General features: G+C 37.7%; 17 protein-coding genes. 4 read left to right on the forward strand and 13 right to left on the reverse strand.

Features of this window, described 5'->3' with window-relative positions; all coding sequences use genetic code 11:
• Window positions 1-13: 13 nt before the first annotated feature.
• Both EWU22_RS12160 and ric read right to left on the reverse strand, forming a co-directional pair.
• Window positions 14-2,275 (reverse strand): glycyl radical enzyme family protein, encoded by a 2,262-nt coding sequence (locus EWU22_RS12160; RefSeq protein WP_130925761.1) that lies wholly within the window; start codon window positions 2,273-2,275, stop codon window positions 14-16.
• Window position 2,276: 1 nt separating this feature from the next.
• Window positions 2,277-3,236, reverse strand: a complete 960-nt coding sequence (gene ric / locus EWU22_RS12165; protein WP_130925762.1) for an iron-sulfur cluster repair di-iron protein — start codon at window positions 3,234-3,236, stop codon at window positions 2,277-2,279.
• A 159-nt stretch (window positions 3,237-3,395) separates the two neighbouring features.
• On the opposite strand from ric, the gene EWU22_RS12170 reads away from it, so the two are divergent.
• The 3 genes from EWU22_RS12170 (at window position 3,396) to EWU22_RS12180 (ending at window position 5,706) form a co-directional block, all read left to right on the forward strand.
• A complete protein-coding gene (locus EWU22_RS12170) occupies window positions 3,396-3,833 on the forward strand; it encodes an RrF2 family transcriptional regulator (RefSeq protein ID WP_130925763.1) in 438 nt (145 codons plus the stop codon).
• A 96-nt stretch (window positions 3,834-3,929) separates the two neighbouring features.
• Complete coding sequence (locus tag EWU22_RS12175; protein ID WP_231962893.1) at window positions 3,930-4,277, forward strand: hypothetical protein; 348 nt, start codon at window positions 3,930-3,932, stop codon at window positions 4,275-4,277.
• Between the two features lie 82 nt (window positions 4,278-4,359).
• Window positions 4,360-5,706: a hypothetical protein gene (locus EWU22_RS12180; RefSeq protein ID WP_130925765.1), complete on the forward strand. Its 1,347-nt coding sequence runs from the start codon at window positions 4,360-4,362 to the stop codon at window positions 5,704-5,706.
• 68 nt (window positions 5,707-5,774) lie between these two features.
• On the opposite strand, the gene EWU22_RS12185 is transcribed toward EWU22_RS12180, so the two are convergent.
• From EWU22_RS12185 to EWU22_RS12235, 11 genes are all read right to left on the reverse strand, one after another.
• On the reverse strand, window positions 5,775-6,617 hold the full coding sequence (locus EWU22_RS12185; protein WP_130925766.1) for a DUF4249 family protein: 843 nt from the start codon (window positions 6,615-6,617) through the stop codon (window positions 5,775-5,777).
• 6 nt (window positions 6,618-6,623) lie between these two features.
• Window positions 6,624-9,344 carry a TonB-dependent receptor gene (locus tag EWU22_RS12190; protein WP_130925767.1) on the reverse strand — a complete coding sequence of 907 codons (2,721 nt, stop codon included), beginning with the start codon at window positions 9,342-9,344 and terminating at the stop codon, window positions 6,624-6,626.
• A gap of 180 nt (window positions 9,345-9,524) precedes the next feature.
• A complete protein-coding gene (locus EWU22_RS12195; RefSeq protein ID WP_130925768.1) occupies window positions 9,525-11,858 on the reverse strand; it encodes a hypothetical protein in 2,334 nt (777 codons plus the stop codon).
• Between the two features lie 48 nt (window positions 11,859-11,906).
• Window positions 11,907-12,740, reverse strand: a complete 834-nt coding sequence (locus EWU22_RS12200; protein WP_130925769.1) for an HpcH/HpaI aldolase family protein — start codon at window positions 12,738-12,740, stop codon at window positions 11,907-11,909.
• A 78-nt stretch (window positions 12,741-12,818) separates the two neighbouring features.
• Complete coding sequence (locus tag EWU22_RS12205; protein WP_231962894.1) at window positions 12,819-13,433, reverse strand: SCO family protein; 615 nt, start codon at window positions 13,431-13,433, stop codon at window positions 12,819-12,821.
• A 1-nt stretch (window position 13,434) separates the two neighbouring features.
• Window positions 13,435-14,016 (reverse strand): toxin-antitoxin system YwqK family antitoxin, encoded by a 582-nt coding sequence (locus EWU22_RS12210; RefSeq protein ID WP_130925770.1) that lies wholly within the window; start codon window positions 14,014-14,016, stop codon window positions 13,435-13,437.
• Window positions 13,973-14,719 carry a YHYH protein gene (locus EWU22_RS12215; protein WP_130925771.1) on the reverse strand — a complete coding sequence of 249 codons (747 nt, stop codon included), beginning with the start codon at window positions 14,717-14,719 and terminating at the stop codon, window positions 13,973-13,975. The genes EWU22_RS12210 and EWU22_RS12215 overlap by 44 nt, the downstream gene beginning before the upstream one ends.
• A 230-nt stretch (window positions 14,720-14,949) precedes the next feature.
• Window positions 14,950-17,373 carry a TonB-dependent receptor domain-containing protein gene (locus EWU22_RS12220; RefSeq protein WP_130925772.1) on the reverse strand — a complete coding sequence of 808 codons (2,424 nt, stop codon included), beginning with the start codon at window positions 17,371-17,373 and terminating at the stop codon, window positions 14,950-14,952.
• Window positions 17,351-18,619, reverse strand: a complete 1,269-nt coding sequence (locus EWU22_RS12225; protein WP_231962906.1) for an HTTM domain-containing protein — start codon at window positions 18,617-18,619, stop codon at window positions 17,351-17,353. The genes EWU22_RS12220 and EWU22_RS12225 overlap by 23 nt, the downstream gene beginning before the upstream one ends.
• Before the next feature lie 64 nt (window positions 18,620-18,683).
• A complete protein-coding gene (locus EWU22_RS12230) occupies window positions 18,684-19,811 on the reverse strand; it encodes an imelysin family protein (protein WP_130925774.1) in 1,128 nt (375 codons plus the stop codon).
• 60 nt (window positions 19,812-19,871) lie between these two features.
• Entirely contained in the window at window positions 19,872-21,044 is a 1,173-nt protein-coding gene (locus EWU22_RS12235; protein WP_130925775.1) for a DUF4856 domain-containing protein, read from the reverse strand.
• A 701-nt stretch (window positions 21,045-21,745) separates the two neighbouring features.
• On the opposite strand from EWU22_RS12235, the gene EWU22_RS12240 reads away from it, so the two are divergent.
• Complete coding sequence (locus EWU22_RS12240) at window positions 21,746-24,880, forward strand: SusC/RagA family TonB-linked outer membrane protein (protein ID WP_193495315.1); 3,135 nt, start codon at window positions 21,746-21,748, stop codon at window positions 24,878-24,880.
• Window positions 24,881-24,902 lie beyond the last annotated feature (22 nt).

The raw sequence follows: 24,902 nt of genomic DNA on the forward strand, positions 1-24,902 counted from the left end.
TTTTGATTCGTATTTAAATGTGGGTTATCTCACAAGAACCTCCGCTACAAGCCATAGAAGCCAATTCTCCAATATCTTTATATTGAGGTTGATTTAAAATATCTCCAAAGTTCACCTCTCTAAATTCTCTCGTTACGGTTTCCCATTTGTGAAATAGATGAACATCTTTGATGCAATAAATCATTTGTTTTAGATCACCGTTAAAATAGTTCTTTGCAAATTTATTGGCTCGATTTAACCAATACTTTCTTAACAACACTTGTTCACGTGTACCCGTCAAGACCATCGTAGGATCCAATAAAAGATCACATGCTTGCCAAAGGTTATTGTCAAAATAATGTAATCCATCAACAATCAATCCCGAAGCAAATATGGCACCTTTTCCATATAGACTCACCAATTCGTCCAATTCCAACACAGAAGTAAATGGCGCTTGATTAAAGTCTTTATCGCCATAATCTGAGATAAAACTAACAGCAGTAAAGGCTTCTCGATGTTGCCAGATATAGGCAATAATTTCCTCCTTATTATCCATAATGACAGTACAGCTTGTATTATGATTCATGTGTGGATAGGCGCATAGTTCTCTATTGGTTCCTGCATTTACCCAATTTTCCTGAACCAATTGAATCATTTCCAAGTGCTTCACTCCTTTCATATCTTTCTTAAAAAGACCGTCTTTGGGATTCAAAATAGGAACAAAGACGACAAAATCACTTTTTGTATTGGACCAAACACTTTCTTCTAAAAGAAAAGGCATATTTTCTACCAACCAATTGGCCGTGGTACTCTCCTTATTCAATTGCATGATTCTAAAGTATTTTTCAGCATGCTCAGGATGTATCCCACTTGCCGTACCTAAAACCACCGATGCATTTCCAGAAGGTTTCACACAAGTAGTTCTAGCCGCAGGATTTATTCCAATAATATCTGCTACTACCCGATTGGTATCTTTCACCACCTGAGCTCCACGTTGCAGCATAGGGGCATTGAACAAAAATGTATTGTTCATCCAACCAGTTATACTCACTCCCAACAAAGCCTCTCGCTGAAAAATTTGTTCCGTAACGGAACCCAAATAAGGAAAAGAAGTATAGCCCGCTTGCAAAGTGCCTAAGATTGACGCATCCATACAAGCTCGATAAAACGCCTCCTCTGTTTCACATTTTTCGGCATTGATTTCACATAAATTACATCCTTGAATTCCCAATTTGTCTTGATGCTGCGCAATAAAATCGCTAAGCTCTTCATAGGCTATTTGAGAAAAATCAGTCCGCAAAAGAATGGGGATTTTAACGATCTCAAAACAAGGATTAAACATATCAAACCAACTATTGGCAAATACAAAACCAATATCATTTGCGCCATCATTAAGCGACACGATGTAGTCAAATTGCTCTTGTTGCACTTGATTTCTCAGCAAAATTACCGAATTATTGCTCCTTCCTCTTTGTGGATTCTCTTGTCGCCAATTCCCTGTTTTAGCATGAATCATCTCCACATCATTGGGATCAACAATCATGTTCAAGGCAGACCGACGAACCCCACCTGATAATACGGCATCGGAAGCATGACAAATGATATCGAAGGCCAAAATAGGACGAATTTTCTCCCCTTCTATACTGATCCATTTCTCTATCAAATCCTCTATTTTTTCCAAAGATTGCTTCAAGCCATCCGAACCTGGAGCCTTAAAACCTCCTTTGATATAGGCCCCCTTAGGTCGAATTTGGGAATAATCAAATTTCAATTCATATCCAGCAAATTCTGGGAAGGGCTGTTTATCAACAAAATAGGAAGACATCAAGGCCCCTAAGGCATCTGCCCAACCTTCAATATTATCTTCAATAACAAAAGTCTTGGTTCCTTTGATCCGCTTTTGTATCCGACTTAAGTTATCGACAAATGGAATTAGCAATCCTCCTCCAAAACCACATCCTGACAATCCTAAATAGAAAATCTCCTGAAAAATTCGATTTCTAGCAATATATCCTGACGTACAGTTATACATTCGGGTATTATGTTGCTGTATTTGATCATGACGAAATTGTAGATTTCGTTGGGAAGCTAACACTGTTTGATTCTGCATACTTTCTAATGCCGATTCCAAATACGGTTCCAACTCATCTAAACAGCTCCCGTAAGTTAAGCGGTGACCATCCATGATACTTTCACATGCCTCTTCCCAGCGCTCATAGCGACCTTGGGGTTCTAACCATTTGTAGTAATCTGAATACAATTTCAAATCACTCAGAAACTTCTTACCTTGCTGCATATCAATTCGTTAATTCTTTTTCCAATTCCAATGATTGCGGAAAAAGGACATTATTTTCCAAATGAATATGAATATGTAAATCCTCCTCAAAAGCTTGTAACATTTGAAAAAGAACTGTGTAAGTTCCACAAGCATCTTCTGGTAGAAGGTAATTTTGAGTCAGGGTACGAATATTCTCCAAATTGTGACCTACTTGCTCATGTTCCATTTCCATCATGTGAATGGGATTACGTACGGTTCCAAAATGAACAGGCGCGAGCTTTTCATTTGTCTTCTTAGCCAGAGTTAAGGCCTTAATAAAAGGAAATAAAACTTGCTCTTCTTTCATCATATGCATCGTCAATTCTTCTGCTATCTCCACCACTAACTGATATACTCGAATCAATTCAGGATGCCTATCACCGTGAACGCGCTGGACTTTTTCAGCAAAAAGTTGAATATCGGGCAAGTGTTTTCTAACATAAGTATGATGCGTATTAACAATATAATCCGCTAGAAAGTCCAAGGACCAATCTTGATAGGGCACACTTGTTTGGCGTGTGGCCGCTTTAAATTCTTCTATTTGAAATAGCATATCCAAATAGTCCAAAGACTTCTCAGTACAGGCTTGCTTCAAGGTCTTTTTACCTCCACAACAAAAATCTAAGCCCTTTTGAGAGAAAAATGAAGCTAGTCGAAAATCTTGATTCACGAATTCTCCCAATGTCAGCAAGTCTGCTGGCTTAGGCTTTTTTTGAATACGAATCAACCATTCGATAGGTCCATTTTCGATATAATCAAACGTAAATTGATTCCCTCTTTCAGCTAAAAGCTGATAATACAAAGGTTTAGGATCATGATCATTTTGGATTAAAAATGATTCTCCTTCGTCCAATTGATCAAAATGTTCAAAAATAGTGGAGTGCTTTAATCTAGGTTCTAGGTCAGGCACTACCAAGGTAAATTCTTTTATCGTAGGCATCTGTTGATTTGTTTAATGGTGAAATCTGAAAGCAAATATATAATAAAGGACAATATTATCCTTTATTATATATTTATTTATTTTCACCCATTCAAATGCTTCTCCAAAGACCTTTTTTGATGGATATTATTTACTAAATTGAGCCTTCAAAGAAAATTTATGTTTTCAAAAGCAACGGAATATGCTTTAAGAGCTGTAATTTTTATTGCTCAAAAAAGTTCGGAACAACAAAAGCTTGGTTTAGCTGAAATTGCTGATGCGATCCAATCTCCGCAATTTTTTACAGCTAAAATCTTACAAAAATTAACCGTAAATAATCAAGTCATCAGCTCCGTGAGAGGACCCAATGGAGGCTTTTTTATCACGGAGTCTGCCAAACAAAAATCAGTCAAATCGATTGTTGAAGTTATGGGAGAAGGAGAGCTATTTGACAAATGTGTCTTGGGATTAAATCGTTGTTCAGAAAAAAATCCTTGTCCAATGCACGATCAATACAAACCTATTCGAGAGAATTTCATGTATTTATTTGACCATCAAACCATTGAAGAAATGGCGCATGAAATGAATTCAGGAAGTTTTTTCATTCGAAATGACTAAGAATCTGTAAAAAATCATATTTGCTAAAACAAAGTGACATTTTAAAAAAAAGCCATATTAGTTGATTTATTCAAATTCCAAATGCAATTTTGGCCCATGTCAAACAAGAAAATGAAAATTTTTCTGATTGTTTTTGCTACGATTGTCTTAACATTCGTGGGTAAAGGCGCCTTTGCACATACGAATCCCAACTCCATAAAATCCAAATTTAGTCAAAGCCTAAGCGGCAAAGTTCAATACTTTAACGCCATAGAGGAAGAAGAAATTTCGGAAGATTTACACGAAGAGCAAGACAAGGTTTCTAGCCACCTCGCCATTCGGGTCATTTCAACTTCTACCTACGCTTCGGAAGCTGCTTCTGAAATTCCGCATCTTGATAAATTTGCTATCATCAAATCTCGATTACTCGCTTTATTCAAGCAATATAGTAATTACCGAATATAGCCAACAAGCTATCATTCAATCCCTTTAACCATTTTCTTTCCAATTTGATCGGTAAAATTCCGTTCTAACCCATTATTCCGCCATGAAAAAAACCATTATTTTATGGGTAAGCCTAATTGCCTGCTTTTCCACTTTAGCACAAAAAACACCTGATACAGAAGCACTTAAACTAAAACTAAACGAATCTGGATCTCGCTATTTTCAAGTTACATTTTTAAATCAAGCTTGGTTTAGATTCAACGACAATAATCCGGGAACAACCGTAAATGGAAGTCTTCAAAATCAATCTTTTGATATTGGTTTAAGGAGAACCCGAATGCAATTATATGGTCAAATTACAGACCGTACATTCATGTACTTTCAATTTGGTCAAAACAATTTTAATGCCCAATACAATGCAACGGGGAATCGGAAAATTGCTCCATTTTTCCATGATGCCTTAGGTGAATACCGTGTCTCATCTGGTAATCAATTGAAGATTGGAGGAGGATTGAGTATCATTTCTGGGATCTCGCGTTTCTCGCAGCCAAGTATTGGTACTATCATGACGATGGATGTACCCGTATTTGCTCAGACCACTGTGGATCAAATTGATCAATTCTCTAGAAAATTAAGTATTTATGCCCGTGGACAAATTGGGCACTGGGATTATCGATTTATTTTAAGTGATCCTTTCCCTATTACATCCAATGGACAAACCCCACCAGCCATCAGTTCTAGCTATGCTAACTTTTCTCAAAAAGGTCATTCCTTACAACAGCAGGGTTATTTGATCTATCAATTCTTTGATCAAGAAAACCACACTACACCATACATGACAGGCACCTATTTAGGTAGTAAGAAAATCGTGAATTTGGCCATTGGTGGAGCATATCAACCCAATGCTATGTGGCAAAAATCTGCTCAAGGAGATACTTTATACCAAGACATGAAACATTTCGCCATTGAAAGTTTTGTGGATATTCCCTTACAAAATCATGCAGCACTTTCAGCTTACCTAGGCTATTTCAATACCAATTATGGTACGAATTATTTAAGATACAATGGCTCAATGAATCCAGCCACGGGAACTACATTAAATGCTTCAAATTCCATCTCAGGACAAGGACCTGTCTATGGAAACAGCTATCCTATGTTTGGTACAGGGTCGGTGGTATATACCCAAATTGGCTACCTTCTTCCTTCTAGTCGAGCTGATTTATCCAATCGATTTATGCCCTATATATCTGCGACATTCGCTAAATATGACCGTTTAGGGAATAGCTCGACAACGACATTCAATGCCGGTTTAAACTATTTCATCCAAGGACATAAATCGAAATTAAGTTTGGATTTCCAAAGCAGACCCACTTATCAAGTTAATCAAGGTGATGTCAACGCTGGTAATCGTTTAAATAGCCTAACCCTACAATTTCAAGTATTTATTTAAATTGTGTACTCTTTATTACAAAAAAAAGACCCTCTTTTGGAGGGTCTTTTTATGCTCGGCCATAAAAGTTATTCTGGTATCACGCGAACAAACAGAGTATCTGCATTCACTCCCGTAAAAATACCCAGTCCATTATTGATCGTAGTTGGTGGGGTAGAAATATTTTGAGTCGTGTTCCCATTACGCTGATACAATGCCACATAATCGGGATTAAGCTTGAACAATACAATCCGATGATGTCCAAAATATTGAAAACTTTGGCTTCTAATCTCAGCTACTGTCCCTTGTATTGGTTCATTTCTAAATCGAATGTTCGGACGAACTCGGGTAGTATCTACTGGAAATTTGATGATTTCTACTGGATTAGCCTCCAAGTTTTCAACAACAGAAATAAAATAATCATTATCAGGGTTTGACCAAGTCAAGGTAATGGAGTTTTCGGACCCTCCAAAACCACCCGGACGAGTTCCATTATTGAACCCTGGAGTTAAGTTGACCGCTTGTCTTGAAATAATTGTTTTATCAGCTGTATATTGAACGGGCTTTGAAGGAATTTTAGTAATGGCACTAATCGATTTTCCATGGTAGTCAAAATTCAAGCTATAAACCCCTCCTACTTTGACAGTAAAATCTGCTGGTGCCTGATACAATCCACTACCTTTAGAAATTAAAGTAACAGAAGAATTCGGTCCTGTCAATTTTATCGCTAATCCATCAATGGGTACTTCTTTATTAGCAGTAGAATCAGCGGTATATGGAATCTCCTTATGTATTCGAATGGTCACCTGCACCCCAGGTATAAGGTAGCCTTCTACTACAGGCTTAGGATCAGTCTCTTGAACTCCATTTTCAAACTCGGCACAAGAAACAAATAAAATGGATATGAAAAATATAGATATATAACGAAGCATGACAAATTAATTTAGATGTATGGATAAAGTAATGTTGGGTGTGAAACCTAAATAGTTAACATCCGTAACTGACAGATATCGCTCTTGAGTATCTGGGTCTACCACCGTTTGGAATTTTTTATACCAAACATTATTTCGATTGTACACATTATAAATAGACATCGTTAAACTCCCGATTGGGAAATTATAGGTAGCAGCTAAATCCAAACGATGCTGTGCTGGGAATCGATTCCCGTTGGTCGTGGAAGGTTCTGTATAATCTCTCACACTTCCATCCAGCAACGTAACGGAATAGCCTCCAATGATGGATGTATAAGGTTTACCTGTGGCATATAAAAATGACCCAGAAAAATCCCATCGGTTGTATTTGTAGATTCCAACAACTTTAAATTCATGTCTTACGTCAAAATTGGATGGAAATGGGTTAGGTGAAAAAACGGGAATTAATTTATCCGATTTAGCCAACGTGTAGCCAACCCAACCTGTCAAATTCCCAAATTTCTTTTGTAGTAAAACATCAATCCCATGTACGGTTCCTGTACCATTAAAAAATGTTTCACTAGCTACTAGGCCAGCCCCAATTCTAGGAGTAAATCGCAAGGTATATCGGGTATCATTTTGTATGTCCTTATAATAGGCTTCCACATCAAAAAGATAATCCCCCTTTTCATAGCTAGCTCCCAAAATAAAATGCTTCGCTGAAGTAACGGGTAAATCAACTCCGTCCGCCAAGACCCAAAAATTCCGACTTCCACTCAAAATATCCTCTCGCTCCACTTGTTTGGCAAATTGGTAATAATTCCCCATCGCTCCTTTTAATTTAAATTGGCGATTCACAAAGTACTGAGCTGATAATCTCGGCTCTAAATAAATTTTAGAAGTCACGCCAAAATAATTTGCCCTTAACCCAGGAGTTATCTCCAATTTCTGATTCATCAAATGAATCCTATCTTGCAAATAAGCAGAGTATATGAGGCTTTTATTGACCTTGTCAATAATCTTAAGCGTGTCATTTTGGCTATAATTATATTGAATATTCAAATCAGATACTTGAATCCCAAACCCTAGTAAATGAGATTCGGTCAATTGCCCCTCTATGTCCGATTTTAAAGAGAAATCCTTCAAATCATTGTGCTCCAAGGATCCAAATTTAACAGTCTGAGTGGTTCCACTCGTTCTAACAAAATTAGATTGATTGGTATTGTCTCGATAGCTATGAAAATTCGAATAGCTTAGTAAAGTATTGCTATACCATTTTGAAGACCAGTGCCTAGACCATTTAAAAGATGCCCCAGTATTTCCCCATTGTGATAAATCTGAATTGGATAAGCCTCCGCCCCTATTCCCAAATGGCAAAGAGACATTTTGAGAATTATCCATATTATCATTTCCTAAGTAAAAACTTAGGGCCAATACATCTTTTAGGTTGGGGGTAAAGTTCACCTTGGCATTTAAATCATAAAAATAGGATGATGCAACTGCGGACGACTGAAATTGCCGTCGACCAAATCCTCCGCCTCCACCTGATCCACCAAACCCACCAGGAGTATTATTGGATGCTGTTGGTTTTAAGGCGTCAGCAATCTTAGTATACAGTGGCCCTGCCCAAGACCTTCGACCAGCTACTAGAAACGTAAATTTCTTACTTAGAGGTCCTTCTGCCATGATATTAGCCGACATAGCACTTAAATCTCCAATCAGATTTAATTTTCTGTTGTTTCCATTTTTAGAAGTAATTTCCATGACAGATGAAATTCTTCCTCCAAATTTCGATTCAAATCCTCCTTTAAATAATTGAACATCTTTGATCGGATTTGAATTAAAGGCCGAGAAAAATCCATATAAATGGTCTACATAATAAACTGTAAATCCATCATATATCACCAAATTCTGGTCTGGTGTACCTCCTCGAACATACAATCCTGAAGAGTTTTGATTCGCTGCGCTTATCCCAGGCAGTAATTGAAATGCTCTAAAAATATCTTTCTCTCCTACATTAGGCAATTTGGCTATATTCTTGGGGGTTATTTTATACATCCCAATTTGTTCATTAGCCTTCATCACCTCTGTTTTTTCACCGACCACAACCACCTCATCTAACTCCCCTGTGGCTGCATCTAACTCTACTTCTAAATTATTGAAATTCAGCCCTGGTTTTAAGAACACGACCTTGGGCCTATATCCCAAATATTTAACCAATAAACTGGAAGTATCGGATGGAACTTTGGGCAAAGTAAACAATCCATCTACATTGGCTTGAACTCCCATCCTATTGGAAATAATTTGCACCGAAGAGAATGGCAAAGGTTCTCCTGATTTGGAGTCCAAAATCTTACCCGTTATTTTAAAATTTTCTTTTTCAGGCTTTAGGTTTGATTTAGCTGCATATTTGAAATCATTCAAATTCAACTTTTGGGATTTCAATAGGATATGAATAACCCCATTATCATCCATATAGGATTTCAATGGAGTACCTTTTAAGGCTTCTTGAAATCCTTTATCTGCAGGTACGTGATCAAACCAGTATGTGATTTTTTCATTGAGAGACACTCCTTCTGCTATATCTATTTGTAATCCATACTTCGTTTTTAGTAAATCACATATTTTTTTAAGATCTGTAAAATTAAAAAACTCATCATTGATGACTTTAGCACTGGGGTTTTGAGCCCATATAGGTGTAGAAAATAAAAAGGTAATGAGTAACAATAGGGTAACTTTTCTCTTCATGGTCAAATTGGTTTGTCCCCACAAAGTACAATTTTATGTATAGGATATTTGACTAGGGTAGACCAACTAGGTAAACACGACTACCAAATACCTTTACATGCCTGAATGACAATTCTAAGTACTCATTAAAATGAAAAAAGGGCCTGAAATATGATATTTCAAGCCCTTCTGTTTATTTACTTATTTTTTCAACAACCAGATATCAAATACCTTGGAGTGCTGTCGCCAATTTAAATGAGACTCTTCTGGTTCATCAAAGGAAATCGAAATTTTTCCATCGCTGATGAATTTAGGATTAAGTTGAAATTCTTTAAATTCCTCTACCCCTTTATTGTATATAACGGGTCTAACTCGCACTCCATCCACACGCAATAAGGCATCTCCTTGTCCAGAAATTCGAATGGTATAAGATCCCTTAGGATCTAAATCTTCATATTCTAGCTTTGGGAAATTTTGGAATAACTGTGTTGATAAGCGCCGTCTGCTTAATCCATTATCCCACCAAGCCACATCGGTTGCATCTTCTGTTTTCGTTTTTACTCGAGGGCCTTTTAGCTGATCCGAAATGTTATCATAATAACTGCCTGGTCCAGGATTTTCCCAAGTGGCTATGATGTTAATTCGTTCCAACTTTGCCGCTTCATCAGCCATTTTTCGAATCTTTGCAAATTCATCTTCTAACCACCAGCGATTATTTAAAGGGTAATCAATGAAATCAAGTATCGCTCCCCTTTCGGCTCCACTAGCTTTATACTTAGCTACGCTTGTTTGTAGACCAATCGATTGATACAATGCTTCGCAATAGTCCACCACCTTTTGTCTTAACTCTGGTGCTGCAGGTCTTTGAACAGCTTGATTTACTTTCTCTAAAGCTAAACTCATCGCTTTTTCTGATCCCAATACCTTAGCTTGACTCAAAATCAAATTAGCCTCTTTCTCCAAACCTTGTTCATACATTTTTCTCCTTTTAATAAAAGTATCGTAATAGGCACGCATCACTAATTGCTGCCATCTCCAATTTCCTTTTAATTCAGGATGGTTTTTCTCTAAGTTTTGCCAAAATGCAAAGGTTGTTTCTATCCCTCCATTTTCTTCAACAGGTCCTACCCAGTTTCTTTCCAAAGCCAAAATTCCTTCAGCAGCAGCTTCAGCTACCGAATTACCAAAGAAATATCGGGCATATTCCACCATGACTTGACGAACATCCTTTTCCGTATTCCATGCCATTTGACTCCAAATTACTTTATTCACATCATCATGAACACCATCTGAATAGGATAAAAACCCATCCGTAAAAGGAGCAAATCGATTATGAATTTTAGCGTAATAGGATGGCTGAGGATTGGTCACCTCTCTACCTTCAGTTAAGGCAAATGCCTGATCCCAATTCTCCGTAGGGTACTGACAACGAACCGTATGGGTTAAATCTGGGTAATGGCGATGCTGGTATTTTTTGTCTAATCTAAAACGTGTAGATGCCAAATCAGGACTACTTGGACCTGTGACAATACCTGTAAACCAATCTGGTTTATTTTGGTCTAAATAATCATAGAAGTAATTCACTTCTTCATCGTTAAAGCCTTGCAAAGACAACCATACTCCTGCTTTGGGATGGTATTTTTTCAATTCAGCAGCTACTGCTTTTAAAAATGGCAAAACATATTTAGGATGGTTCTCTCCTGGGTCGCCGCCAGGGAAAAATACCCCATCCAATCTTGGACAATTTTTATAAAATTCAATATGCGCTTTCAGTTCTTCTTGGAATTTCTGTGGATCAGCCAAATCTACATCTGCAGGAGTCCAAACCCAGTAATCTAAGTCGTAAGCTTGACACATTTGACTCATTTTAATGTGCATTTCTTCCCGATTAATTTTCATATGCGGACTAGCTGCTCCATCTTGAAAGGGGATATTTTCAATGGCATTCGTCCCAAAAAAGGCTAAATCCCTGAAATAGCGTTCAAACTGTTTAAAATCCCAAGCGTCCCAAGAATTGGCTGTATTTCGATACCCAATTTGATGACCACGAATGGCATACATAGGCGCACTCGATTTTTCATACTTTTTATCAAATAGAATTTTTTGTTTACTTAAATCAGCGGTTCTCAAAAACTCACCAATGGCAAATAAAAGACCTCGCTGATCAGCCCCAATGAACCAGAGCAAATCTCTCCCCCCGATTTGTTGGTGCACTAAACGAAAACCTTCCTTTTGAATAGACGGTTGATCATCTTTGGTCAAAGTAGGTAATGTAAAACCATTAACTTCTTGGCTATTTTGTTGGGCCAACAATAATAAGGGCGATTTATCTTGTGGACTACTCGATAATTTAAGGTTAGTCTTGATAGCAATTTCTTCCTGCAAAACGGCTATCATTTTTTCTTTAAAGGGAGATGCTATGGTGGAAGAAGCGGCAATGCTTGCTTTGGAAAAATCAACAACTTGGGCAAGCAACCCATGATGAAGAAACAAAACAAAGGCAAATAGAAGATTTCGAAAATGAATAATTTTCATAAGGTTTATAGGTAAAAGGTTTAGATTTTATACTGTAATTCGAATTATTTAAATACTTTCTGAATTTACTTGGGTTATTTGTTCTGCTCCATGAATTAACCTAAGTTCATTCATATCTGATTGTAATTTATCGGCAAATAACAACATATCCGAACAGTGCAACATGATATTTGCTCCAGCCTTGACCCAATCTTTTTGCAAGTCCAAACTCCCTCGATAGCCTGTATGTCCACCAACGGAGACACCCAATGATTTCGCCTTTTTAATGATGGAGGTAGATAATTCCATAAATTCTGCTGAACGGTATTCTTCAGGCATTTCGTAAGACGTTGATAAATCATGTGGTCCAATCACAAAACCATCGACACCCGGTCCGTCAATGGAAGGTATTTGCGCAAAAAGCTCCAAGTTCTTAACCGCTGATTCACTTTCGATGTTCAGCAGCAAGGTATTATTACGATTGTGCTGTTGAAGGTATTGAGCTAATTCAGCTGAAGGCTTTTCTTCCCCATGTAAAATTCTAGCTAATTTTTTCCCCTTCAATGGTCGATATTTGACGGCCCCCACCAATTGTAGTACTTCCTCCTCATCTTCTACATAGGGCACTAAAATGGCGCCCGCACCAGCATCTAAAGCCTGTGTAGCTAAATAAGGACTAGGTTCTAAAATACGAACTACGGGATTGATCCCTGCGGCTTTAAAAGCACGGCACATCCAACTTAAGGTTTCAGGGTTATAGGAAACATGCTCTGCACATAAAAACACAAAGTCCAGATGTAGGCTTAGTACCACATCAAAGCTTTTGGGGGAAGTGGAAGTCAATAGAGTTCCATATATAGGACTACCTTTTCTCAAGGCATTCCGAAATTCGTGGCCGATCATTTAAATAGGTTTATTGGCCCAAAGGAAATAAAAATTGACTAATAAATGGACGATTTCTTCCTCTAAATAAAGAGAATTTTAATTTTCGGATAATAACTTTTCCATATCCTTGACACATTGCTCCGCTTCTAAGGGTAAAGTACCATTGTAGACTCCTCGAATTCTGCCATCTCGATCTACTAAAATCATATGTTCCGTATGCAAAAACTCGGAACTGTCCTTGGAATACCCCAATTCTTCTTCTGCAAAATAGGATTTCCGAGCTAAATTATAAATAACAGATTTGGAGCCAGTTAACAAGTGCCAATTGGGAGAGTCTATTTGCTTTTCTTCAGCAAATTTTCTCAAGGTTGGCACGTCATCAATCCAAGGAGTTACCGAATAGGATAATAATTCTACATCAGGATTGGCTCTGAATTTTTTCGCAACAGTCTTCATTTGGGAAATCATTTCAGGACAAATATTTCCACATCGCGTAAAAATGAATTGTGCTAAATGAATTTTTCCTTTGATATTGTCTTGAGAAATAGTTTTTCCATGTTGATCCTTCAAATAAAAATGGTCAATATGGTGTTTAATTCTAATTTTTGCCTCTGTTTTATCCAGAAAATGTGGGCTAAAATCGGGACTATTATAATAAGGAATGGTCGATACTTGATCTCTGCTTTGACAAGCAGCTAAGCTCGTAAGCAAGCTAATTACTAAAGACTTTCTCAGAAATATTTCGACAGTTTTTCGTTCCCAAAAGCCCATAGCGTCTGCCATCCAGGACCAGGTAGTTGGATCTAATTTTCCCATTATCGTAAAACATTTTTTGAGCTCCTTGCTCATGTCCTTTTTCATAATGCATTTCTCTAATTAATTGCCCTTCTATATTCCATTCCCTACAAACTCCTTGGTATTCATCATTGTCAAATTCAAATACACGCATCCGTTTCCCATTCTCCCACCAAGCTTCATAGGTGCCTGTTTTTTTACCGTAGTCATAAGCTCTAATTTCATATAATTGGCCTGATGGATAATACTTTCTCCATATTCCATCTTCTAGCCCTTGCACATAATGTTCCACACTAGCGGTATCTTTTGTATTCGGATAAATTTGAAATAGGGCCCCTGAAAAAACTTCATTGTTCAATGTCATCCTCCCTGCAACCCAAGCGACTTTCGCCTGCGTAGCATTGACCATCATTTCTTCTTTAGGTTGACAGCTTAAAAAACTACTGGCTAGGATACTACTGAGAAACAGTACCCGCACTTCCGTAAAATCCACTTCCATTGATATAGGGATCTGTACTAGTTATATGATAGTGATAAATTCCATTGGGATATTCATCAGTACTATGTGAATGACCATGATATGCATCTAGTGAAGAATTTTGCACCACTTGACCACCTTCTTCAGGACCATAAACAGGAAATCCATCTAGTAAAAACCCTAATAAGGATGACTTTGATGCTTTCACTTGAGTCAAGTATAAAGGCTCAACATGGTAATGATAAGATCCTGTTTGCTGAGGGTGGCCCCAATATTGATCAAATCCGTTTACCTCGTTAGTTAGAGGTTGACTAGGACCTGCATATTGATTAAATAGAGGAACCCCATTGAGCGCTACGCCGATAGGACCTAGTGGTGTGGCCTTGTGTGCTGCGTCTACTTGTGGATTTACAGGTATTTTAAAAGTAAATGATTGAGTAGAAATGGAATTAGGGTTTTTCGCAAAGTTATTGCCTCCAAATGTTTTCCCAGTAAACGCCTCGTACAGTGCGTTTGAACTAGCAAAATAGGCACTTTTATGGTCAGGAACACCCGTAGTTTTAATGGTAATGTAAGTCCCATCATTCGTAATGGAAGTAGCTCCATAAATTTTGGAATACACAGCTGGGACAGCTACGCTCGATGTGGGTGTAATATTTTCACTTGCATTTTTACAGGCTACCCCTAAACTGACAGCGGTAATACAAATTAGGAAAAGTCTCATAGCAGGTTTTATTTTTTGTAAAAGTATCAAGTTCAAATTGAATTAAAACCTGCTGTCATCTCCCCTTGTTGTTCGATGGTCGATTTTATCAACTTATTGATAATTCTACCAAACAAAAAACAGATGCTAACCCTTAATTATCAATGAGTTGATAATTAAACGTGCCATAAAATAATACTGAAATAAAAATCGTTTTCCCAACGCTGTCAAGGTTTGGAACCTTGCCAGCGTTAGAATTTTCCTTGAACTGTTAGATAAAAACTTCGACCATCTGATGGTAAAATTCCAGGTCCTGGATAGCCAGTGGCACGACGAGTGAAATACATGGTATTTGCCAGGTTATTGATATTCGCTTCTACTTTATAGCGACCCAATTGATAAGAAACTCCCGCATCCAAGATGTTATACGCAGGTATTAAACCCACTACTGCAGAAACCCCTCCTTCCCTGGCGTTTGTGGCTTCTGTAAATTGATCGGATAAATACGTGTATTGAAATGAAGCTTTCCATTTTTTATTCCCTACCCTTAATCCTGTTTTCATATTAACCTTGGGCACGAATTCCACTTGCTTCCCTACGATACCTGCAATCTGACTAGCCTTATACTCAGATTGAATATAGGCTATGTTAGCAAATACTACCGCACTCGCCTCCTCTTCCTCAGGAAGTGCCCAGCGTAATAGATCAATTTCACCATAAGATTCTAAGCCCATGATAACCGCCTGACCAATATTACTTCTCCTTCTCAAAACACGATTGCTAGCATCATAAAACTGCACTTCTCCAATTCGGTTATTGTAATTCAAATAAAAAGCACTGATATCAAAATTATACCTGGTTGTTTCATATGTCCTCAAACCTAAATCCACCGAATAACCTTTTTCATCTTTCATATCAGGATCTATCACGGATGAAGGATTCGCAATTCGCATGTCACTGAAGGTGATTGATCGATAATTTTGTGACACATTGCTATACCATTCCAAATGAGAACTTGGCTTATAACTAAAACCTATTCCTCCCAAAACAAAAGATCGTTCATTCGTGCGAGACTCGTTTGTTCTAGTAGCTGAAATAATATTTCCTGCTAAATCAAATTGTATATTACCATAAAATCCATCAGCGCGAGTATGAATGTATTCCCAGCGCAAACCAGGTGTAATGGAGAATTTATCACTTAAGTAAAAGATATTTTCGAAAAACAAGGACGTGTTATTATTGGGAAAACTATAATCATTAGCAATTCCTTCCTTTGAATTAATAAAGTCAAAATCCGCTGATTTACCCCGACTGCCTAGTCCTTGGACACTATGATTGAATCCATGATAAAAACGCGATCCCACCAAAAAGACAAATAATTTTTTCCCAACGTAATAACGCTTCAAATACCTGGCTTCTGCTCCCCAATTGGAAAAATCCCCCGTAATTAAATCTCTTTCTGAATTATCATCGATACTCGCAACCCGATTAGGGCGGAATCCTAAGGATTTACGATAAGCCGAAAGCCCAAAGAATCGCAGATTAAACTCATTTGTTGAATTGAACTTATGATCAAAATGAAGCGCCCATAAATTCCAATTTACCTTAAACCAATTTCGCTCTCGGTTGGTTTGGCGCGGGTTCTCCGCAAACATGGCATCTGTCAGTCCTCCTGGTTGATGTGCCAAATAATTCATGTGCGTAATATCAATTCCTATACTGGTTTTATCTGAGAATCGATAATCAACATCGGCATAAAAATTATAGCTTTCAAAATCTGAATTGGGTCTCCAACCATCTGCTCTTTTGTATTGAAAAAAAGTATAATAGGATAACTTATTTTTTGTGCCGCTTACACTTGTGAAGGCATTATAAAAACCAAATGAACCTACACTTTGTCTTGCAACCAATTCTAGTTTCCTATCAAGTACAGGTTTCTTCATCACAAAATTGATCAATCCACCAAACTGAGTACCATACTGCAAGGAAGCTGCTCCTCGAACAATTTGAATCCTTCCAACTGCTTCAATAGGTGGCGTATAATAGCTCTCAGGATATCCTAATGCATCCGCGCTGATGTCATAGCCATTTTGTCGCACATTAAAATTGGACGTACGATTTGGGTCCAAACCTCTTCCTCCAATACTTAGCTGTAAACCAGCTCCATCATTTTCCCATATATTTAATCCAGCTACCCGAGAAAAAACTTGTCGGGCATTATTCGTGGCCAAATTGGCAACTAATTGTTCGGGTAAAATAACTTCCGTCTTTTTGCCTTCATAAATTCCTAGACTTTCCACAGCGCGCATGCGTGTAAATCCAAAATCCGTTTGCTTTTGTGTAACCAACACCTCATTTAATGTGACATCCAAGGAATCCACAAACAGTTCTAGCGTGATATCTTTATTCTGAATATTAATTTCTTGTTGGATGGAATGAAAATTCGGAGATAAAGTATGAAGGACATGAGATCCTCGGGCTACATTTTTAATGATAAACTCCCCTTTCTCGTTGCTTTGAGTCATCGGATTTCCTTGATTCAAGTATACCTGACATCCAGCTAATGGAATAGCCGCTTTGCGCAAATATATCTTCCCTGAAATATTGTATTGAGCCATTAGCCCAAATCCTACTAAACAAAATGCTAATGTGTTAAAAACCTTTGATCGTATCATTGAAGGGTAATATCCATGTTTTATGAGAAAAAGAATCTTGCTCCTTGGCTAAGTCAGTATGCGGACTTATCATGGGTTTCCCCAATCGTCCATTTAAGGCTACATAAGAATCTACATATACTTGAGGAGAAGTAAAGCCCATATTGGCATAATAATCGCGCAAGTGATGAGCATACTGTAAGATCATATCGGGTTGTGTACTCATCATTTTTTCTTGCAAAGTGCTCAAATGAAGGTTATTATTGACAACGGCTTGCAGGCCATTTGTTCCCTTCACGGTAAACTGAGCATAACCCGCTTTTTCCATGAGCATAACTCGCCAAGAAAATCGATAGCCTTCTTCCGTCCAAAATAATTCGCCAGGGTAGGCCAGATATCGAAATGGGAAAGCCATTTGAAATATAAAAAACACCATAAAGCCCACATGTAGAAATCGGGGAGACTGGTAGCTCAAATTATCATGTAGCCACGTAGATGGTATTCTAAAGATTGATGTTAATCGGTCAATTACTTTTTGATGAAAGTCTGCTGAAAAAAAGATCAAAGCTGCCACCATCATGATGTGCGGAAACATCCCAATGGGAAACAATAAAGCAGTCAGCACGTGAAAAACAATAACGGCTACATATGCCCATATTCGAAACTTTTTATTCCAAAGTAAAAAAGGAATGCTCAAATCATACAGACATCCAAACCAGGAGAACAGGTAAGGAATCCAAGCATAATTAAACAAAAAACCGATAATGGGCATGTCATTTCTAGCAGGCAGCCAAATACTTAGAGGTTGCGCATGAAAAAGCCAGTCACTATTTACCTTGGCCAAACCAGCATAAAAATATAAAATGGCCATCATGAGTTTGATGGAATCAATATTCCATTGAGGAATGAATTGAGCTCGTATATGTTTGTTGCGATAAGAATCTACCGAAAAATAGACCTGAGCGGGTAGAAAAACTAAAAGCAAACAGATTAAACTGATGAAATAATAATGGTTAAGGTAGGTACTTTTATCGATTAATTCGATGTATGAAAAACTAAGAAATAGACCAATGATGGCTACTCGATAAAAAAGCCCGATAGCCACTAAAAAAGCACATAAACCACAAATCAAAAAAAGAACATAGGTATATTCTCCCCATGGTTTGACCCATTCGAAGCCATAAAAGCTAAAAAAATACGTCGGTTTTATGTACAAGGAATCTATCCAACCTTTGGCCCAAAAGCGGATTAAACTACCCATTAACATAAACCCAAAACAAATTCTAAACACAGCCAACGGGGCTGCTGAACTTGTTTTTTTGAGGTAAGAATTAATCCCCATCATTATCTGTATAAGTAATGGTAATGCTCATGGCAGAAGTCATATCCACTTTCAGCAAGCGTACCGTTTTCTGCATCTCGGTGTAAACTGTCACCATCGCCTGGTTATTAGTTTTAACTTCTTCATATAAATTAGGCTTCAATACATCTAATTTTAACTTAGTTGCTTCTAGCTGAGCATTGATGATCTCGCTTAAATTTTTACCTGTGGCACTGTCATTTGCCTTCAAAGCATCTAAATAGGTTTTAATGGATGGGCCTTCGAAACCTGTTTTCACGGCTTTTCCATTGAAAAAATCAACGTAGGCTTGATGTGCTGTTTTTGCCAAAACCAGGGAGATATCTTTTTTATAAAATGCCTCCACTTTTTCTGGAGCTACTACTCCATTTAACATGGCTCCTGAAGGAATTCCAAATTTACCTGATCGAATAAATCGCTCATAATGAAGAACGAAGCCATTAATCATTAAAGAAGTAGAAGAGGAAATATCTAAGCCCGTTTTACTTACATAGGTTTCGCGATAAGTAGTGTTCCATTCATTGATTACTTTATCCAATAATGAATTCATCCTAGTTGTTAACCTTTTGATGTAGGCAATTCGCTTGGTGCCTTCAACTGGAGTCAAATAATATGCTACAATTTCCTCATCAGTTTTAGCCACCCCATTAATTAAAAAATCCAAGGCAGGAAAGCCTTGTTGCGCATACGAAGCCGGAACTTCCAAATTAGCAGCAGGATCTGCTATATTAGACTGAATCCCGATTTCATTGGCGGGATAGATATTAAAAAAATTACGGATCGTTTGCTTTTCTGCTGGTCCAAAATCAAATAGTTCAACTTTCTGCCATTCAATGTAAGCCTCAATCCATGCTGAACGAAAAGCTTGTAAGTTGGCCGTGTTGGGCTGACTAGTAAATGCATCAGACTTGGCTAACATCGCATCTAATTTCAATTTGAAATTAGCATAGGATGGTATAATAACATGATCGGCTAAATGAATGAGAATGGCTTTTCGGTCCTTCCCATCTTCTTGTGGAGTTGGTTCATCGGTTCCCGTTCCATTGCTTCCACATGCCCAAATCAATCCTGTCAATACAATTAATAAATACTTTTTCATTCAATAATTCAGATTAATAAATGCCATGGATTAGATGAATCCATGGCATTATGGTATGTATTATAATTTAAACTTGGTACTAATGGCCTCAGAGGCCGCATTAATTTTATCATTAGTTAAGTCCCAAAAACCATTAGGCGAATTGATTAGGGCATTCAAAATATCATCAGAAAATTTGGCATCAACATTATAAGAAGAACAGAATCGCAAGGAATAAATAAAGCCTAAGCCTTCTCCAATAGCATGTGCACGCGCAGCATCGGTAGTTCCAGACTTCCATTTAGCTAAATAACCTACCGCAGCAGAAGCGATGGCCTTTTCTGATTCATTTCTAATAAAAGCGGCTTGCTTTTTCAATTCAGTTATATCATTATTCACGATAGCGGCACGCCCCTTCAAAAATGCCATGTGAAAATTGGCATAGTTGGCCTTGTTGTATTCCCAGATATAGGAACCCAAAAATGATTCTGATGTTCCACGAACAGCATCTGTAGAACCAGCTAAATAGATCGGATTCAGGGTCAATAAAGCATAGGCCTCATCCCAATTATGTTCTAAGGCAGAATACTTCTTCCCTGAAACCACAGTATAATTATCAGCACTTAAACCCGTATTTAGTAATACATTGCCAATATAATCAATCTGTAAAGCTCCAATTAAGGATTTCTGAATGATTTGGGCTGTTTCAATTCCTTTGGCATCAACTAAATAAGTTCCCAATTTACCAGCTATTCCTTTGGAGGCCGTATTCGCAAAAGAATTACTCACCGTTGCCATTTCTCCAAATAAAGCATCCAATCGAGTGCGAGCTAATTCGGCCTCACTACTGGATTTAGATGATGCTGTAATGCTTCTTAAGGATAATCCCGATGTGTTTAAATCTGTTCCAACAATTTTTAAGCTAGTAATATCTGTAAATGAATTTCCAGAATTGGCAAACATGGTTTTCATTAAATTGGCATCTAAAGCCTTGTTGTCTCGTACGGCGGCTCCAAGATAATAGTTCAATGCTTGGAACATTTTGTATCGAGTGTTTCCAGATTTAAAATCCACGGTGGTATCTCCTTTAGCATCGATGAAATACTGCTTATAAGGAGTGCTTGTAGTTAATAGACTGTAGTCCATTTTTGAACGAAGATTGGGGACCACTTCTGGACTTTTTTCACAGGAAGAAAATCCCAACAATATGGCTAAAAGCCACGCAAAATGCATTTTCAAGTTATTTTTAGGCATGTTAATTGTATTAATTTTATGTAGACTAATTATAAATAATAAACAAAGCTATTTCTTATTTAGAGTAATTCCAAATAAGAAATGGTATTATTTAGAATTATTTTAAATAAAAAATCGTATCCTACTCAAAATCAGCTAGATGGATTAGATCGACACAGGCTCGTCTTAAAAACAATTTCTGTCCTTCTTTAATTGGAAGCTTAATAGAGATTCCTAAAAGACCCATGGTTCTCCTTATAAATGGAGCCAACGGAAATCGAAGGTGATATCCTCTAGGCCATTGGAAAAAAATAGTGTGAATTTATTGGTGTCAAATTAAATTTAGACTTTACGTAACAGCATGTAAAAAACTTTACAAACAATTTCTTAAAAAATTTTAATAAATAGAATTGACCTTTTTCTTGAAAAATTTGAAGTAGCAAAAAAGCCAAACATATATACATATACGTTCAAAAATCTCCTAAGTGCCTGAAAAATGGGTATTTAGAAGCTCACATTTGCGTATAAACTGCATCATTAAAATTGTTAAATATTGTACTATTCCAATAAATTACCGCCAAATAAACCTTTCCGTTAGATAAATAAATGATTTACCACTTGCTTCAAGTAGTAAAATTTCAAAATAGTTACTATATATTTCTGCCTTAATTCCGTCGACCAATAGACCTATTGTGTCGATTAACCATTTAACCATCGTTTGTATGAAAACAAAATTTATTAGCAGTAATGCGGTTTTGCTTTTGGCATTTTTGTTGTCGATGTCATGGATTTCCATGGGTCAAGGCAAAGTGTCTACGGTAACTGGTACGGTTACTGATGAAAAAGGCGAACCGCTCATCGGTGTCAACATCATCCTCAAAGAAACAAGTAAAGGAACTACGACCAATGTTGATGGTAAGTATTCCATTAGCATTACCAACGCTCAAAGTAAATTGCTCTTTTCTTTTGTGAGTTACGAACCTAAAGAAGTAACTGTTGGAAATCAAAGTGTCATTAATGTTAGCTTAAAACCAGATGCCAAAAGTCTATCAGAAGTAGTTGTGGTGGGTTATGGTGTTCAGAAAAAAGCTACCGTTTCTGGTTCAGTTGTTTCTGTCAAAGGAAATGAACTTCAGAAATCACCGAGTGTTAACTTAAGTAACTCATTAGCTGGTAGAATGGCCGGTGTTGTTGCTGTTAACCGTAGTGGTGAGCCTGGTTACGATGGATCTTCCATCCGTATTCGTGGTGCAAACACCCTGAACAATAGTGATGCCTTAATCGTAATTGATGGTATTCCTAACAGAGCGGGTGGTTTAGATCGTATTAACCCAGCGGACATTGAGTCGGTTTCTGTCTTGAAAGATGCATCAGCTGCCATTTATGGTGCTCGTGCTGCCAATGGTGTTATTTTGATCACAACGAAAAAAGGAAAATCAGGTAAACCTGAATTATCTTACTCGTTTAACCAAGGTTTTTCTCAACCAACAGTTGTTCCAGCATTAGCTAATGCCGCACAATATGCAGGTATGTTGAATGACTTGGACATTTACCAATTGCCAGTAAGCCAATGGGCAGATGCTACTAAAGCATATAAAGAAACTGGTGTTTACAATGGCCGCAAAGCCCCTTATTCTCCTACCGACATGAAGTTGTACAACGACGGTTCTGACCCGTGGTTACATCCTAACACTGATTGGTATGGTGCTACTTTAAAAACCTGGTCTCCTCAATCTCGTCACAACCTTCAAATGAGCGGTGGCGGAGAGAACATTAAATACTTGGCTTCTTTGGGATACCAAAACCAAGATGCATTCTACAAAAATTCAGCTACAGGATATCAACAATATGACCTTCGTTTGAATTTGGATGCAAAAATTAATGAAAATGTCAACTTATCCATTGGTGTTTTGGGACGTGAAGAAAACCGTCGCTTCCCAACTAAGCCAGCCAGTGCTATTTTCCGTATGCAAATGCGTGGAAAACCAAACCAGCCAGCTTTCTGGCCAGATGGTCGCCCAGGTCCAGATATTGAAAATGGTGAAAACCCTGTAGTTATTACAACCAATCAGACTGGTTATGACCGTGATAAACAAAGTTATTTCCAAACTAATGGACAATTGGATATCAAGATTCCATTCATCAAAGGTTTGAAATTTACAGGAACAGCGGCTATTGACAAGCGTTTCAGAGATACGAAACGTTGGGAGACTCCATGGACATTATATGAAAAAGGAACAGGCTTCGAAGCGGATGGAGTAACTCCTATCTTAGTAGCTAGTAAGCGTGGTCCAGCTGAACCTCGTTTAACATTGGGTAACGAAACGCAATTAAACATCTTGTTAGGAGGTATTTTCACTTATGAGAGAAAATTCGCTGATCATGGATTAACTGTTTTAGCAGGTACTAACCGCGAAACAATTAATGGCGACAACTTCAATGCTTACCGTCGTTTCTTCATCTCAACGGCTTTAGATCAGATGTTTGCTGGTGGTGACTTGGAGAAAAACAACGGTGGTGGTGCTTATGAAAGAGCTCGTTTAAACTATTTCGGTCGTGTGGCTTATAACTACAAAGAGAAATACTTAGCTGAATTCTTATGGCGTTATGATGGTTCTGATATTTTCCCTCCAGAAACTCGTTATGGTTTCTTCCCTGGTGTTATGGCAGGATGGGTGATGTCGGAAGAGAATTTCATCAAAAACGATTTGCCTGTTATCAACTACTTGAAGTTAAGAGGTTCATGGGGACAAATGGGTAATGACCAAATTGCTACTTACCAATATTTATCTACTTACGGATTTAGATCTTACATTATCGGAAACGTTGAAACTAAGACCTTGTTTGAAACTAAAATCCCGAACAACGATATCAAATGGGAGGTTGCTACTAACTCAGATATTGGTTTAGAAGGAGCTTTATTCAACAATAAATTGACTTTTGAATTAGATTATTTCTACAACAAAAGAACCGATATCCTTTGGGTAAAAAATGCTTCTGTACCACAGTCGACAGGTTTAACTCTTCCAGCTCAAAACATTGGTGAGGTTTCTAACCAAGGATTTGACTTTACTTTGGGATACCGTGACCAAATTGGTGACTTAACATTCAATGTAGGTATAAATGGAGGTTACGCGAAGAACAAAATTTTGTTCTGGGATGAAGCTCCAGGCGCTCCAGATTGGCAAAGAACTACAGGTAAGCCTATGTACACATACCAAGCTTACATCTACGATGGAGTATTCAAAGATCAAGCGGAAATTGATGCGAACACCATCAACTACAAGGCTATCGTAAATACCTTACGTCCGGGTGACATGAAGTACAAAGATTACAATGGTGACGGAAAAATCACTCCAGATGATCAAGTGCGTAATGACTTCACTCAATTGCCTTTATTCCAAGGTGGTTTTAACTTAGGCGCTCAATACAAAGGATTTGATTTGACGGTATTGTTCCAAGGAGCAGCTGGTGCACAACAGTATGTGAGTGCTGGTGAATCTGGAAACATTGGTAACTTCTTATTGGATATTTACCAAAATCGTTGGACAGTAGAAAATCCAAGCAGCGAGCACCCTCGTATCGCTAACCGTAGTGACCAATACTATTCAGGTAACAATACCTATTGGTTACGTAGTAGCGACTACATTCGTTTGAAAAACTTAGAAATTGGATATAATATTCCGGCTTCTGCTTTGGCTAAAATAGGTTTGAAAAACTGTCGTGTTTACACAAATGGTTTGAACTTATTGACGTTTGACAAATTGAAAGTATACGATCCAGAATCAACCAATTCAACAGGACAGTATTATCCTCAGTCAAGAATCATAAACGTAGGTTTAACAGCTACTTTTTAACTCATAAACTATCGTATTCATT

The organism is Aquirufa nivalisilvae, from assembly GCF_004307455.1.
Lineage (GTDB): Bacteria > Bacteroidota > Bacteroidia > Cytophagales > Spirosomataceae > Aquirufa > Aquirufa nivalisilvae.